Origin of the sequence: Pseudanabaena sp. SR411 (assembly GCF_002251945.1) — a bacterium.
GTDB lineage: Bacteria > Cyanobacteriota > Cyanobacteriia > Pseudanabaenales > Pseudanabaenaceae > Pseudanabaena.
The window spans coordinates 1-16,068 of record NZ_NDHW01000083.1; the positions used below are offsets into that span (position 1 = coordinate 1).

Here is a 16,068-nt window from a genome sequence, read left to right on the forward strand (position 1 = left end):
TTATCCGTCAGTACTATCACTTACTAAAGAACTTTGACAATGTGAAGAGGTTATTTGAGTTAGTCACTCATCTTCAAGTCTTTTGCTTTGAGAAGATTTTTAAGTATGGCTTTTTTCCACAACTCATTTAGGATTGCTATATCAGCAATATCGCGTTAGTGAATTGACATTAAAAAAAGAATTATACGAAAGAAGAATCAAGATTTATGGCGTATTTGAATCTTATTTTAATGAAATAATGCAAGGAGGTGGACAGATAAAACCAGATCGAGTTGCTAGATTTTATTCAGAATCCATTGAAAGTGAATTTTTATTTAATTCCCAAGTTGTAAATAAAGTCAAAGAACTTTGTGACAAAGGTATTAAGTTGTCATATTTGTATAATAGAATATGTTCGTTTAATAGCAGTCAAGAGAATATTCAGCCGAAAGAAAGAGCTTGTATTTCCGAAGAACATTTGGAATTACTTAGATGGTTTGATCAACAGGCAAAAGAAACTCGTGCTTTACTGAAAGATCAAATATCAATACAAAAACAAAGGTTTTGAGAAAAAATCTATCAAAGGCTTTGAATTTTTTTGACTGGATAAATTCTCTATCTTGGCGACAACGAACAATGTCGCCTTCAATCAAATATCAAAAAATAGATTTAAGTCTCAATATTTAAAAGATATTCTTTTATCTTTTTCTGCTCAGAAGTCAATCTTATAATTTTATTTCTTTTAGATATCTCATTCATTTCATCTAGCATTTTTTTTGAAATATCTTCTTGAGTAAATGCAGCACTTAACAATCCAAAATAGATTCTACCTATTCCAATACCTAGTTCAATAGGGTCAATGCCAACAATCTTAACCTTACAAGCTTCGGACAAGGATACTTTAAAGTTAGGAAGATCACCTAGCTCTTTGTGACATATAGCTATTCCAACATGGCATAAAAATAAGCGTTCCTCCTTTTCAAGAGAAATAGCTTTGTTAAATCGATATCTGGCTTCTCTAAGCAAACTATCTTTTTCAGAACTACTAATAGCAGCTTGCTCTAGCGCACGGAACCCTGCTTCAAACTCTGCATTTGCAAGACGATCAATTTTTGTCCCAATAGTTTCAATTAAGCCAGTATACTCAGCTATAGATCTTGCTAATTTAAGTGACCCAAATATTACTGACGGCTCCATAATGAAAGTTCTCTAAGTCACACATTTGTATCAAATACAGTCAACTTGCCCATAGGTGCTGATGAAACAGGCTTCCACCAGCGCGACTTATTGAAAAAGTCTTCAGTCAAAGGTGGAATATCAGATACATCAATTTCTGATTCTGACAGTGCGTCAAGTTTATCCCAATTCGTCTTTGAGATATTTGTCATAGCATTATGCAGCAACTTCAACATAGGCAGAGTAGGTAGAAGGCTTAGGAATTTCTAGCCCTTCTTCGATAAGTCCATTGATATGAAACTCACTAGCTTCTTGCATATTTTGGTTGACTTCTTCCAGAGTTGCACCAGTAGAAACACAACCTAAAACATCTGGCGAATATGTAGAATAACCTGTTTGCGATTTTTCTATAACTACAAGATATCTCATACTTTAGTCTTGCTTCATACTAGTCTTATCATACTTGAATGTAAATATTGTTACGATATTTTTATAAAAAACAGAATAGATATTTGTAACGGATGACTAATTATCGCTAGTACTCAGATTACATACAAACGATAAATGACTTTTTTGTTTTTAGAAATCATTTGTATTTAGATTCTTCTTTAAGCCCAACAATACCCATGACTGCAAAGGTTGATGCAACTGTCACTTTTATACCAACAATTATCCAAAATGAGATTGGTTGCTCTATTCTCATAATCGGATTGCTCTGAGGTTTTGCAACAATTTGCCCAGTCATCAATTCGTAAATCACTACTCCAAATATTATGACCGATCCGATGAGTTGCCAACCACTTACACTTATCTGTCGATTCATGTCATCTTTCACCATCCAAAACTTTTGATTTCTAACCATAAAACAAAAAAGCCCCGCAATGCGGGGCTTTTTTGTTTGTTAAAGCTTAGTAACGAGCGGCGTTAGGCTTGTGTACGATGAAGCTTTGGACTTGGCACTGTTTGATGTTGTCGAAAGCAACAACACGGATGAAGCTACCAGGATAGCTAGAGCGGCAAGCTTGAACTTCGCTCAAAACTTCTTGAGGAGTTCTGGCGTTGAACAAGGGCAACTTCCAAAGAGTCCAGTAGTGGATTGCAGGATCGGAATCTTCGTTAAATTCGATCGCAGGATAGAAACCTTGCTTCAAGGTGTACTCGATTTGACGAGTAATTTGAGCATCGCTCAAAGGGGGAAGGTAAGAAAGAGTTTCGTAGTGACGCTCTTTAGGTAAAGTTTGCATTATTTCCTCGCGATTGAAATTATATTGCTATTGATTTTGTTGGGTGGAAGCGCGATCGCCTTCAACAACTGAATCTGGATTTAAGTTTGCAACTACTTCTAAAGGAACTTCGAGATTAGTCTCAGAACTAGCTTCTAAAATAGTTTCTAGACTAGGTTCTAAATTCTCGCATTCTGCATATCCTTCAGAAGCCTGCACACTCATGATCTTCTCAAAATGCTGACGACGAAGCTGCATATTTGATTGTTGGATTCCAGTACGAGTCATTTCTGGCAGAAACTCTAAAATTTCATTAGCAAGATGTTCCCGTACTGTCATTACCCGAAAAGCCATTTCTTGGTGAACCTCAAAGAGGTCTTTGATATAAAGCTCGCCATTTTGGAGTCTTTCGCGCGTCGAGAATTGATTAAACCAGAGAGCTTTTAACCTATCAGTTTCTTCCAATTGCTCGGCAATTGTCTTAACAGCCTCGAAGGTCAAAAAATTGATCAACATTTTGGCTGTGGACTTAGTACTGCGCTTGATATCCATAGGCTAACTTAACCAAGATTTATTACTACAGTGTTTCACAATGCGAAACACTATAGTAATGGAGCTAATCAATTAGACGGTATCCATTGCTTCAAACTCGAACTTGATTTCCTTCCAGAGTTCAAGAGCAGCATTCAATTCAGGAGACCAACGACCAGCTTCACGAAGAATGTCGCCACCTTCACGCATCATGTCGCGACCTTCGTTACGAGCTTGTACGCAAGCTTCGAGCGCAACGCGGTTAGCGGTTGCACCAGGAGCAGCACCCCAAGGATGTCCCAAAGTACCACCACCGAACTGTAAGCAAGAGTCATCGCCGAAGATTTCAACGAGCGCAGGCATGTGCCATACGTGGATACCACCCGAAGCAACGGGAAGTACACCAGGCATAGAAGCCCAATCTTGAGTGAAGTAGATACCGCGAGAGCGATCGAGTTCGATGTGGTCTTCACGCATTAGGTCAACAAAGCCCATGGTGATACCCTTTTCGCCTTCAAGCTTACCAACAACGGTTCCAGAGTGAAGGTGATCACCACCAGACATACGCAAGCACTTAGCCAAAACGCGGAAGTGAATCCCGTGAGTTTTTTGACGGTCAATAACAGCGTGCATTGCGCGGTGAATGTGCAAGAGCAAGCCATTGTCACGGCAGTACTTAGCAAGAGTGGTGTTAGCTGTGAAGCCACCAGTCAAGAAGTCATGCATGATGATCGGTGTGCCGATTTCTTTTGCGAAAGCTGCACGTTCCATCATTTGCTCACAAGTTGGAGCGGTGACGTTCAAGTAGTGACCCTTGATTTCGCCAGATTCAGATTGTGCTTTTTCGATTGCTTCTTGAACAAACAGGAAGCGATCGCGCCAGCGCATGAAAGGCTGAGAGTTAATGTTTTCGTCGTCTTTGGTGAAGTCCAAACCGCCGCGTAGACATTCGTATACTGCACGACCGTAGTTCTTAGCAGAAAGACCCAATTTAGGCTTAATGGTACAACCCAATAGAGGACGACCGTACTTGTTCAACTTGTCGCGCTCAACTTGAATACCGTGAGGAGGTCCTTGGAAGGTCTTCAGGTATGCAATAGGTACACGGATGTCTTCTAGACGAAGTGCGCGAAGAGCTTTGAAACCAAATACGTTACCAACCAATGAGGTGAGCAAGTTGGTTACAGAACCTTCCTCGAACAGGTCAAGAGGATAGGCGATGTAAGCGATGTATTGATTATCTTCGTTGGGTACTGGTTCAACATCGTAGCAACGACCTTTGTAGCGATCGAGGTCGGTCAACAAGTCTGTCCATACAGTTGTCCATGTACCTGTAGAAGATTCAGCAGCTACCGCAGCAGCAGCTTCTTCTGGAGGTACGCCTGGTTGAGGCACGAAGCGGAAAGCGGCGAGAAGGTCAGTATCTCTGGGGGTGTAATCGGGGGTATAGTACTTTAGTTTATAGTCCTGAACACCTGCGTCGTACCCAGCCTTAGCTTTAGACTGTGTTTTTGAGTAAGACATTAATATCTCCTTACTAGATTTAAATGAGAATCAGTAAACTGCACGAAGCTCTGCAAAAAAAACTTAAGAGTCAGAGTCAATAGTCAAATCGAAAATTAAAGAAAGATTAAAAATCTATTAAAAATCTAATTAGCCCTTTTGATATCTGCTTCTTCGTTGAAATAATTTTTTGCTTTATATAAGTTAATCCTATCAGGAATCCTTCGTGTGAATTCCTTGAGCGATGTCTCTAATTTAAACATAAAGTGCGTATCCACATTTACTTTTTTTGCAAAAAAAAATTTGAAACTTGCTGTTTTTAGCAACAAATTCATATAAAAAATTTATATAACTCTAATAAGCTAGATATATCCCCTAGTACTTGTTTTTGCGAGATATTTCTAAATCAATAGCCCTAAAGTCTTGATAAATAGGGATTAGCGGATCAGTCTGGTTATGGGTTTATGTTAAGAAAAATAGCAATCTCGCAATCTTTTTTTGCGATCGCCTGATACATACCAGTACAAAAACTAATATGAATAGTCAGGAATTTTAATATGATTAAAACAATATTAGAAATCCTAATGACTTGTATACAAATACAAAATCAATTGGTTTTGATCTGACTTTGTTGTTAATTTATCCATTGATTTAACTAGAGTATTTCTACTCATTGCTATTATTTCCTAAAAAAAGTAAGGGCGCTTTGCACCCCTACTTTTTTAGATAATTTGCTGTGTCAGCCATGCTAGTAAGACTAGTTCTAAGCTCTGATTATTTTTGTGCATTTCTTGTTTGACCCATTGCGCGATCGCATCGATCGCTGAAAAACTAGAACCTGCTTGCCATTTCACATCTAGCCCCATAGAGGTGAGGTGAGTGCCTTCAAGGGTTTGCAAGCTGACAGTTTTAGGAAATTTTTGCTTGAGTAGCTGAGCAAGGGTGGAAATTTCATCAATACCATCGTCCACAAATTTGACTAATAAATTATTTGCGGTCTGATAGTTGGCAGTAATTAGCTGTTCAGTTTCCTTGGGCGAGGGGGTAAAATCCATCGACGACATTTCGGGAATCTTACCAGCTAGTTCTTTAAAAAAAGGAATTGAGCGATCGGCGCTGTAGTTGTTGTAGGCGATGTAGATATTGCCAGCACGGGTAGGTTTGTATAGGCTATTAATTAATAGATGGATTTTGCAGCCCATGCTATGTCCCATACCAAACACGGGGAAATAATCTAGAAATAATTTACTGCGTACCTTGCGAAATGAGGTGTGGACTTCGCGAGCAATTTGACGATGATCGAAGGTGTTATTTAAAAATGGCGTGGCAACGATCGCGTAATCATTTTTAGCAAGTTGCTCTAGGACTCGACCATAGGCAACATGGGGCGCGGCTGCAAAAAATGCTCCACCCAAAAAGTGAATTACGCCCTTGGGTTTGGGTGGTGTCAATACCCAGTTATCTTCAATTTGCTTCCACTCCATCGTTTTTGCCACTCTTTACATTTCTTTATATTCATTCTACTGCTAAAAAAGGAGGGGGGATGCATTGCATCCTCCCTCCTTTTTAATTAGAACAAGGGGCTTAAGCCCCTTGTTTATTCCCGATTTGGTTTATCGGCGGCACGGTTTAGTAGCAAGAGTGAGGCGACTAAACCGACAAAGTGGGCAAAGATAATATTGAAACTAGCTTGAATAATTTGAAAGTCGAGGGGCTGAATTACAGAGTTAAAGCTACCTGCACCAGGTAATATTGCTTGTCCTTGTCCTGCTCTTAGAGTTAAAGCACCAATAATCGCAAAGGCTCCCAGTAAAGTGACGAACATCCCAATCAGATTAATAATCAATCCAATTTTGATTTGAAATATAGTTTGGCTTTTCGTTGGGCGATCGGGCGATCGCAACTTTTTTGCCATTTGCGTATAACGATAATTCCAGAAAATACTTGCACCTAGTACCGCCACACCTACCCAAGCAAAGCTCAGTCCGGGGAGTGTCGCGGGACTAGTATCTAACCCTGTGGGACTGACTACTTGTCCAGCCCTAGGAAATAAGAAAAGTTGCAGTAAGACAACGGATGAAACTACGCACAAGACAACTTGCGCCCAAAAGGCTGTCCAGCCCCAACGCCGAAATGCTAAAACAACGCGCAACACATTGGGTGAGACATCGCTGTTATCGTCTTCTTTTGGGGCGTTTTTTAGTTCTCTGGGCATTTTTTTAGGGGGCTGCTTATAAAACCAGTAAATACTATAGCGTTTTCCGCTTTCTTCACAAAAAAGTAATAAAGATTCTGCTATTCAATAAGGAACTAATTTTTAATGTTGCAGCAAAGCCGCGCCATTAAAAATTGGTTCCTTATTTTACGCCAAAGCCATAAGGGCGCTTTGCGCCCTTGTTACTAACAATATTTTGAAATATCTTCGCCTTTGTCAGCGAGATAACTTAGCGATCGAAAACGTAATCCAACTAGTTGGTCGTATAGAGGATTAATCTCGCACATGGCGGGTATATGCATGATTTTACGTCCAAACAAGACAACATCACGCTCAAAAGGACATTGTGCAGGAATAACCTTACAGATCAAATTAGCAAGGCGAGAATCATGAATATCCATATGATCAAGCCATTCCTTGACAGGCTCTAATACATTGGGATGATGTTCTTCATGGTGAGAGGTGGCTTCTAAGTTTTTACGTAAATCATTGATGGGCTTTACTTCTTGCTTAAGCGCTTTGCAAAATCCTTGAATAACCTGATCTTCAGTATCTGTATATTGACCATCGGCAAGAGCCATCATTACAGCCATTCGCAAAAAGTTTTCGCCTACCGCGCGATCGCTACCCAATGCGTCAGCTAAGTCTTGAGCGCTAATCGGTTCAAAATTAGAAAATGTTATTTCTTCTCCCCACTCGTCACTATGGCTAATTTGATCGAAGAGGGTACGCTCTTGTTCACTGTAATCATTGTCTGCGAGGGCTACGCTCATGAGTCCGCGCAACCAAGCTGAAATCTGCGATTGTGTATAAGGTTTACGATTTGTTTGCATAACACATCAGTCTACAGGTTGACTAAAATCATAAATTGATTTGCCTTGATTTGTTGCTACTAACGCATTAAGGAATGTTTAACAATTCTATTTGGTTGATCTGATTTGTTGTTCAGAAATTTGGTTTCCAAGTGCTGCTATTGTACCACTTAACTCTTCAATGGGCTGCACAAGAAAGTGGGGGTATGGAGGGACTGAGAGGATTAGGAGCTACCATCAGTCGCAGTTTGCCATGACTATCTCTAGCGATCGTATTCGCTTCCACAATCGGTTTTGAAGATTCCTTTATTACTTCCTGCTTCTGTTCTACAGTAGAAGGGGTGACGTTTCGTGCTGCTCTTTCTACTGTAGAAATTTGATTAGAGCTACTTGGCACAAGTTCGGCTAACTCCACTAGAGGTTGAATGCTAGCAAGCTCATCACTAGGACTCTTGGGTAAGCCACCTCTTCCAGAAATCGTAAAGCGATTTTCTTGATTAGATAACTTCCCTCCGACAGCGCAACTTTGACTAATTTGTTTGGATGGATCAGCCAGATTGAGAGGTAAGGTAGTTAATCCACGACTAGGATCAATTTCAGGGGTAGTAACCAGCACATTTCCCTGTAAACCGAACTGAGAACTAGCCGTAATGTCGCTAAAGGATGTCAGTTGCTGACGGAACTCCAAGCCGTAAATACCATTGGTGATGATGTTAATATTGCCGCCATTGCCTGTAAAAGCATTAGCCGAGATATCGCTGTTTTCGCCCTTGACCCCAACGATGAAACCTGCATTGATATTGATATTGCCGCCATTGCCCCCTGCACTTGCTGTCCCTGCGGTCGTCGTGATATTGCTGGCGTAGCGTAGAAGTAATATTGATGGAACATTTAAATTAATGTTGCCTCCATTCGTACTATTGGTTGAGGCGGTAATGGAAGAACCATTAATAAGAGAGAGATAATTGGCAAATATGCTAATATTTCCGCCAAGTCCAGAGCCAAGACTGCCGACAGCAATGGTTGCTCCATCTTGAAGGGTGACATATTGTGGATCGATCGTAATATTGCCGCCATCTCCTGTAGAGCCTAGTGTTGTATTCGCAAATAAGCCAGTACCCGCAGTAAAAAGAATAGAATTCCCTGCCTTCAGATCGATATTACCAGCTTTACCTTGGTTACTAGTTTGAGCATTAATTTGACTGTTATCTTTAAAAAGAAGCCCTTGCCCTGCGTTAACAGCGATATTCCCAGCATTACCCTTACTACTGGTATTGCTAGAAATATCGCTGTTGGTTTGGAACGTGATGTTGTTGGGACTAGTGATGAAAATATTGCCAGCAGGGTCAAGCCCTTGGGTCGTACTCAAAATCAGCGTATTGTCAAAAATGAGATTTCTCAATCCTGCAATCACAACGTCTCCCGATCGCCCACTTTGTCCAGTCCCAAAAATCGTAGTGATGAAAGTGTTCGGGTCATTAATATCGTAGGCACGTTTGGGAAAATTGACGGTCTTACTCGTAATCACCTGAAGATTGGCGATCGCTAAATCACCCAGTCCATTAATATTTACGGGACCTGCTTGACCGAATGCTGAGGATGTAAAAAGACCGAGATTGCTAATTTGATTTTTAGCGGTTAGGTTGATTTCACCACCATTACCACTATTGGCTCCTAACTTGGAAATTGAGAATGACAATATATAGCTGGTTAAGGCACTGGTAATATTGCCATTGGGGGCAGATATAGATACCATTCCTCCATGCTGAGAACTTGCCGAAGAAGCAAATGAGTAAGCTGACAAAGTGGAACTGTTTAGCTTAATATTTCCAGATCCAGAATATAGAGAAATTGTACCTCCATTGCGAGAATTGGCGGATCGGGCGAATGAGTATGAGTACAATGTCAAATCATCCAGCATAATATCGCCAGAGGAAGTAGATAAAGCGATCGCGCCACCATTTCCAGCATAATCTGATGGCAAGGATGAATAAGAAGCTGTGGATGAGTTTAACGGCGCATCAATTAGTGAAATATTGCCAGAATTGGAAGCTAAGGAAAATGCCCCTCCATTACCAGAAGACCTAGAGCCTGAGTAAGTACCAGAGTCCAAATAAGTACCCGTATCTCCAAAGAAACTTCTGACATGTTTAATTGTGATATCCCCAGAATAAGTAGCAAAAGCAACCGATCCTCCATTACCAGAAGAACCCAAAGCCAATGAAACTGAGGGTGATTTCCAGATCGGACGAGTGATCGTAATATTACCAGAATGCGAAGTTAGAGAAACTGCTCCTGCATTCGCTGAGTTGCCAGAGTAAGCGAAAGAGGATGATTCAATGTATATGTTATCTAGGATAATATTTCCTGAATAAGTAGAGAATGAAATCTTACCGCCATTGCTCGTATTTCCAGATAGTGTGAACGAGTCAGTATACAAATCTGCATCCATCGTAATATTGCCAGAGTAAGAAGAAATCGCCACTGATCCGCCATTTCCTGCATTACCAATCGTTGGTTCTGAGTAAGCGATCAAGCTAGAATTCAGGATGATGTCACCGCTTCCATAGATGCGAATATCACCAGCATTAGCTCCGACAATATTTGTCCCAGTATTAATTTCTTGAGTGAAGATTTTGCCTTGCAATGTATTGGGAGTGAACTGGTTGGTCAATAACACTAATCCACTTGGCTGACTTACACGAATATTACCATTCACTGTAATATCGGCTCTAGTAGGAGGATCTGTATAGGTAGGTGGCGGAGCGGGGATAGCACCTGAAACGATAGGACTAGTCGGCAATCCTCCTAATTGTGTCCAGTCTACTCCTGCTCTTACATCCAAAGTTGCCTGAGTACTCCCATTAATCGTAATTGGAATTTGCACTGGTACAACATCCTGAACTGAGCCATCACTATTTTTAATAGCCTGATAGTCAGGCAAAGAGAATATTGCTAGATCTGCATAGCTTTTTGAGGCATTAAATAACGCTGTATTATTGGGGTTAATTGTTGTATTTATAGCGCCTGTACTATTGATCGTGACATTATTGAGTGTTACGCTGCCCCCTGCTAAAATATGCAGCGATGCGCCTGTATAGTTTCCTAAAGTTACATTGCCACTGGCTAAAATAACGGGATCGTTGGGGCTGATTAAATCACCAATAGTTCCATCTAACTTCTCAATATTTAAGTTTCTACCAGCATAGAAATGAGCATCGCCGATCGCTGGATTTTGCGATCGCAACACCATATTTCCACCTGACCAAAACCCACTATTAGGATGGTTTAAGGCAAAAATATCGATAGATTGGTTGCCCTGTACTAACAGATCTCTACCAGATGCTGCTACAAATGGACTGCTCGCAGTATCGCGAATATTAATATCTTGAGCTTGCAATACTAGATCTCTACCTGCTTGCAATTGCCCTTGCAAGTCTAGTTTGTCAGCATTTAGAACTAAATCCTGCCCCGCAGAGAGATTCCCCCAATTGCTAATTTTCGCCCCTGTGTTGCTCGTGCCATACTGTAATCCGAGAGTAATGCTTGTTGTCAACAAAGGCGGTGCTTGAGGATTAGTGGCACTAAACTCACTCCCATCGGAAAACTTGAAACTATTTGCTGTACTCCCCACAAAAGTTCCACCAATATCTAACTTCGCATTTGAACCAAATGTAATTCCATTTGGATTGAGTAGAAATAAATTAGCATTACCATTAGCTCTAACGATCCCATCAATATTAGAGACAGAGTTCCCCGTCACTCGCGTCAAAACATTCTGGATATTAGCCGCATTATTAAAATGAACAGTATTATTTGTGGGAACTGAGAAATCTTGAAAACTGTGATAAAGATTAACACCGTTAGTCGTACCCCTATTAATCGTATGGGTTAATCCGTCTGTAGTTACTATAGAGTTTACGGGCAGAGTTTGATCTGGAACAATTTGAGCTGTAGCGGAGAGTATTATAGTGAAATAGCTTACGGCGAATACACTAGAGATAGATATATAGCGATGAGTGAGTTTCATAGCTTAAATTCCGCTTAGGGTTCATTTAAGAAATCAAAGGTGGATATAAAACGGGTTTAAGTAATAGCAAAGATATTTATCCTGAAGATATTCGCTAGTCTTATAATACCGACTTAGTGGGTAAAGAAATCGTAAAGTTTTTAATAGTGAAATTTTTAAAAACTTTACATCAATTTTAATTGTGACGATCCTCATTGTTTTGGGTTTTCATTTTGCCTACGGCAAAATGAAAACCGCTATATAGTGATCCTAAATGATTTGTAAGATTTGGAGGGTTGTGAGAGTGCGCCCCTTTGGGGCGCACTCTCACAACCCATTTAGGATTGCTATAAAATAAGAGGCAGTTGAAAAGGTTTTAGTGAGAGTTGAGAGTAATTATTGTGAAGTTATTGGATGAGAACATTTCGATAATCTTGAGAGGAAAGAAGAAAAATATTGTAACTCTAGCGATCGCTCTTAGTTCCTATACTCAAGCAATCTTCGCTCAAGCTAATTCAGTCGTTCCTACAATTCCTGCCGATCTCAACCCCAAAACTACTCCAAACAATCCGACGGAACCTTTTAAACTCCCTTCACCCGATTTGCTATTTGATACAACACCAGCAGTTCCTCCAGATCCCCGTAATGAAATTTCTGAATTAATCGTTGTCAAAAAGTTTGAAGTAGCTGGCAGTAGCGTGTTTAGTGATCAAGAACTTGAAAAAGTTACTGAGTCTTACACTAACAAACCAATCTCTATTATTGAGCTATTTCAAGTCAGAACCAAAATTACTGAACTTTATTTAAACCGTGGATATATCACCTCTGGAGCATATCTACCAGAACAGGATTTGCAAACTGGAATAGTCAAAATTCAGATTGTTGAAGGTGGACTGGACGAAATTAGGGTCACTGGATTGACTAGACTTAACGCAGGTTATATCCAATCTCGGATCGCGATCGCCACCGCTAAGCCACTCAATCGTAATCGCTTACTAGAAGCGCTACAACTATTGCAAATCAATCCCCTCATTGAGAGCATATCGGCAAATCTATCGCCGAGTTTGCAAGCAGGATTAAACAATTTAGAAGTCAAGGTGACTGAGGCAAAAACCTTTAGCTTACCGATCACCTTTGATAACAGTCGGACTCCCAGTGTAGGCTCTGAGCGTCGTCAAATTCAGCTTGTCGAAGCCAATCTCACAGGATTAGGCGATCGCCTGAGCCTTTCCTACGCAAATACCAATGGTAGTAACGCTTTTGATGCTAGTTATACAGTTCCCTTTAATCCTGCTAATGGTACGATTAGCCTCAACTTTGGTAATTCTTCGAGTAATGTGATTGAAACGCCTTTTAATCTCCTTGACATTATTTCTAGTTCTCGTAATTATGAACTATCAATTCGTCAACCTCTGCTCCAAAACACCACCCAAGAATTTGCCCTCGGTCTAACCTTAAGCCATCGTCAAAGTACAGCGTCATTGTTGGGCGGCGCTATTCCTTTTCCTTCCCTTGGCGCGGATGCCGATGGACAAACTAAGGTTGCCGCCCTCCGATTCTTTCAGGATTACGTGCAACGAAGTACTGAAGAGGTGCTAGCATTACGTTCCCAACTAAGTTTAGGAATTAATGCTTTCGGATCAACAATTAATGCTGTATCGCCCGATAGTCAATTTTTGGCGTGGCGTGGGCAAACTCAATATGTGCGATTGCTAGCACCCGAAACTCTTTTGTTTCTTAGTGCTGATCTACAACTTAGCGATCGCCCGATGCTGTCACAGGAACAGATTAGTTTTGGTGGACAAGATACCCTGCGCGGATTTCGGCAAGATGCTCTCCTAAGCGATAATGGATTGCTGGTATCCGCCGAAGTGCGGATTCCTGTAATGCAGATTCCTGAAATTAGCGGACTTTTACAGATTGTGCCATTCTTTGATTTTGGTAAAGCTTGGAATCATCAAGCCTCTAACCAACCCGATCCGAGTACGCTTGCCTCGTTAGGGATGGGATTGCGATTTCAAATGAGCGATCGCTTGACGATCCGTCTTGATGTGGGGATTCCCCTGAGCCGCATTTCTGCTCAGAAGAAGACTGTACAAGAAAATGGGATTTACTTTTCAATTGTTGCTAATCCCTTTTAGAATTTACATTAGAATTTACCTATGTGGATCAATCTAAAAAAGCGAATTTGGAAATGGCGTGGGGTCTTTGTGGTTGTCCCCGCAACAACAGGAATTTTACTATGGATTCGCTTTATGGGAATCCTTCAGCCAATAGAACTAGCTGTATATGACTTATTTTTTCAGTGGCGACCGTCAGAACCAATCGATGAGCGTATCGTGATTGTGGCGATCGAGGAACCAGATATCAAGAACTTTGGTTCTCCTATTAATGACGATACCCTTGCCAAACTCCTCAATTTAATTAAGCAACAGCAACCCAGAGTCATCGGGCTAGATATCTACCGCGATTTACCAGTCCCTCAAAAATATGGCTCTGAATATCAAGAACTAGTTAAGGTATTTGAGTCTACGCCAAATCTGATTGGCATTCGCAAAGTGGTCGCAAATCAGGATGGTAGTGATGTGGCTGCTTCTCCAGTTCTCGAAAGGCTCAATCAAGTAGCCGCCAATGATTTTTCTCTTGATGGTGATGGTAAAGTTCGCCGTATCCTTCTCTCTCTTAAGAATAAGCAAGGCAAGACCATTCCCAGCTTAAGTGCGGCGCTAGCCATTCGCTACCTTCAAAAGGAAAACATTAATCTTGAAGTTATTGATCCAAAAGTACAGACATACAAATTAGGTAAAGCCATATTTTCGCCCCTTCAGGAACATGATGGCGGCTATACTCGCGAAGCATTGGGTGGCTATCAGATATTATCGAACTTTCGTAATTTTCAGAAAGGTTTTCGTACTGTTTCCCTAACTAATGTCCTCAATGGAAGTATTCCTGAGAATATATTTCGTGATCGCCTTGTTTTGATTGGGATTACCGCCGAAAGTAGTAGCGATTATTTTATTACTCCATACAACGGCACAATTGTAAAAGGCTCCTTCGCGGCTACAAGTGGCGTAGAGCTTCATGCGAGTATTTCTAGTCAATTAATTGCCAATGCCATTGACGGACGACCAACCTTAAAAGTTGGGGCAAAACCCATAGAGATTTTGTGGATTGCCATGTTTGCGATCGCTGGTGGTCTATTGTGCTGGAATAGTCGTTATGTAAGACCAATCACTCAATCAAAAATTAGTTTGCGCCTGCCTTGGGTCACTCTAGCGATCGCTTTTCTAGGGGGAAGTCTATTTATCACAAGCTATATTGTTTTTTTATGGGGATGGTGGATTCCTGTCGTACCGTCTTTGTTAGCACTGATTAGCTCGGCGATTATAGTCACGGGTTATACAGCCCTCAGTGCAAACGAAGCCCGCAGACGCGCTATTCTTTCGGTTATTCCTGATTTGATGTTCAATGTTAGCGGCGATGGCATTTATCTAGGACTAATTAATTATGACAGTACGATCAAGTTAGCCGTTCCTGACTTGGAGAATATTGGCAAGCATATATCCCAAATTTTACCGACCGAAATCAGTGATCGCCACCTTTTTTATCTTCGGCAAGCTTTAAACACAGGGAAGATCCAGATTTATGAACAACAAATCTGTATTAACGATATTTGTCAAGATGAGGAGGTGCGTATTGTTGTGAGTGGTCGCAATGAACTGTTATTTGTGATTCGCAATATTAGCGATCGCAAGCAAGCTGAGTTAGCAATTTATAAAAAGAATGCTGAATTAGCTAGTACATTAGATGAACTAAAAAGAACCCAAAAGCAACTGATTGAGTCCGAAAAATATGCCGCCCTTGGGAGCATGGTCGCTGGTGTCGCCCATGAGGTGAATACACCCATTGGCAATAGTTTAATGGCAGCTTCCATTCTGGATAATGCCACAAATAAGTTTAAAGAATTTTTTGATCTCGGTGAACTCAAAAAATCTAGCTTACAAGCTTATTTAGAAAAAGCCAAAAGTAGCAGTGAGATTTTATTAGTTAATTTACATCGTGCGGCTGAACTTATTCAAAACTTTAAGCAAGTTGCTGTCGATCAATCAAGTTTAGAACAGCGTCACTTTCAAGTAAAAGATTATATTGAAACAATTTTGATTAGTTTAGCGCCGCAAATCCAACATACGCAGCATCGGATTAATGTCTATGGAGATAATGCGATCGTGATCCACAGTTATCCAGGTGCTTTTTCACAAATTGTCACCAATTTAGTAATGAATTCTTTGACTCATGCTTATACTGATTTAGATAAAAGTGGACAGTTACAATTTGAACTTACTCAACAAGATGAAAAAGTTATCATTACCTACTCTGATGATGGCAAAGGCATTGCTTCCGAAAGTTTAGCCAAGATTTTTGAGCCTTTTTTTACGACAGCTAGGGACAAGGGTGGGAGTGGATTAGGATTGCATATTATCTATAATCTTGTGACCCAAAATCTTAAGGGAACGATTCTTTGTGAAAGTGAAGTCGATGTAGGTACAAAGTTTACGATCGCTTTACCAATCAATTTAAGTAATGACCAAATATAGCAATGTAAGTTTTGCTTAGGACATA

At 40.6% G+C, this 16,068-nt stretch carries 14 protein-coding genes; 3 read left to right on the forward strand and 11 right to left on the reverse strand.

Annotated elements, in window-relative coordinates; genetic code table 11:
* The first annotated feature begins 163 nt into the window (after positions 1-163).
* On the forward strand, positions 164-547 hold the full coding sequence (locus tag B9G53_RS07410; RefSeq protein ID WP_141211731.1) for a hypothetical protein: 384 nt from the start codon (positions 164-166) through the stop codon (positions 545-547).
* 101 nt (positions 548-648) lie between these two features.
* Here B9G53_RS07410 and B9G53_RS07415 read toward each other — a convergent pair whose 3' ends face one another.
* From B9G53_RS07415 to B9G53_RS07470, 11 genes are all read right to left on the reverse strand, one after another.
* A complete protein-coding gene (locus tag B9G53_RS07415) occupies positions 649-1,176 on the reverse strand; it encodes a hypothetical protein (RefSeq protein WP_094530743.1) in 528 nt (175 codons plus the stop codon).
* Between the two features lie 17 nt (positions 1,177-1,193).
* On the reverse strand, positions 1,194-1,367 hold the full coding sequence (locus B9G53_RS07420) for a hypothetical protein (protein WP_176453139.1): 174 nt from the start codon (positions 1,365-1,367) through the stop codon (positions 1,194-1,196).
* A gap of 4 nt (positions 1,368-1,371) precedes the next feature.
* On the reverse strand, positions 1,372-1,584 hold the full coding sequence (locus tag B9G53_RS07425) for a type II toxin-antitoxin system HicB family antitoxin (RefSeq protein ID WP_094530747.1): 213 nt from the start codon (positions 1,582-1,584) through the stop codon (positions 1,372-1,374).
* A gap of 157 nt (positions 1,585-1,741) precedes the next feature.
* Positions 1,742-2,017, reverse strand: a complete 276-nt coding sequence (locus B9G53_RS07430) for a hypothetical protein (protein WP_094530749.1) — start codon at positions 2,015-2,017, stop codon at positions 1,742-1,744.
* A 46-nt stretch (positions 2,018-2,063) separates the two neighbouring features.
* Positions 2,064-2,399: a ribulose bisphosphate carboxylase small subunit gene (locus B9G53_RS07435; RefSeq protein ID WP_094530751.1), complete on the reverse strand. Its 336-nt coding sequence runs from the start codon at positions 2,397-2,399 to the stop codon at positions 2,064-2,066.
* A 27-nt stretch (positions 2,400-2,426) separates the two neighbouring features.
* Positions 2,427-2,930, reverse strand: a complete 504-nt coding sequence (locus tag B9G53_RS07440) for a chaperonin family protein RbcX (RefSeq protein WP_094530753.1) — start codon at positions 2,928-2,930, stop codon at positions 2,427-2,429.
* A 72-nt stretch (positions 2,931-3,002) separates the two neighbouring features.
* Positions 3,003-4,433, reverse strand: coding sequence for a form I ribulose bisphosphate carboxylase large subunit (locus tag B9G53_RS07445; RefSeq protein WP_094530755.1), 1,431 nt, complete (start codon positions 4,431-4,433; stop codon positions 3,003-3,005).
* 701 nt (positions 4,434-5,134) lie between these two features.
* On the reverse strand, positions 5,135-5,896 hold the full coding sequence (locus B9G53_RS07455) for a DUF1350 family protein (RefSeq protein ID WP_094530759.1): 762 nt from the start codon (positions 5,894-5,896) through the stop codon (positions 5,135-5,137).
* A gap of 113 nt (positions 5,897-6,009) precedes the next feature.
* Positions 6,010-6,627 carry a DUF3611 family protein gene (locus B9G53_RS07460; RefSeq protein ID WP_094530761.1) on the reverse strand — a complete coding sequence of 206 codons (618 nt, stop codon included), beginning with the start codon at positions 6,625-6,627 and terminating at the stop codon, positions 6,010-6,012.
* Between the two features lie 185 nt (positions 6,628-6,812).
* Positions 6,813-7,460, reverse strand: a complete 648-nt coding sequence (locus B9G53_RS07465) for a Mo-dependent nitrogenase C-terminal domain-containing protein (protein WP_094530763.1) — start codon at positions 7,458-7,460, stop codon at positions 6,813-6,815.
* 157 nt (positions 7,461-7,617) lie between these two features.
* Positions 7,618-11,469, reverse strand: coding sequence for a filamentous hemagglutinin N-terminal domain-containing protein (locus tag B9G53_RS07470; RefSeq protein WP_094530765.1), 3,852 nt, complete (start codon positions 11,467-11,469; stop codon positions 7,618-7,620).
* A 380-nt stretch (positions 11,470-11,849) separates the two neighbouring features.
* Between B9G53_RS07470 and B9G53_RS07475 the strand changes: the two genes are divergently transcribed.
* Together B9G53_RS07475 and B9G53_RS07480 are read left to right on the forward strand one after the other, a co-directional pair.
* Positions 11,850-13,589, forward strand: coding sequence for a ShlB/FhaC/HecB family hemolysin secretion/activation protein (locus tag B9G53_RS07475; RefSeq protein ID WP_254923587.1), 1,740 nt, complete (start codon positions 11,850-11,852; stop codon positions 13,587-13,589).
* Positions 13,590-13,610: 21 nt separating this feature from the next.
* Positions 13,611-16,043 carry a CHASE2 domain-containing protein gene (locus B9G53_RS07480; protein WP_094530770.1) on the forward strand — a complete coding sequence of 811 codons (2,433 nt, stop codon included), beginning with the start codon at positions 13,611-13,613 and terminating at the stop codon, positions 16,041-16,043.
* The last annotated feature ends 25 nt before the right edge of the window (positions 16,044-16,068 follow it).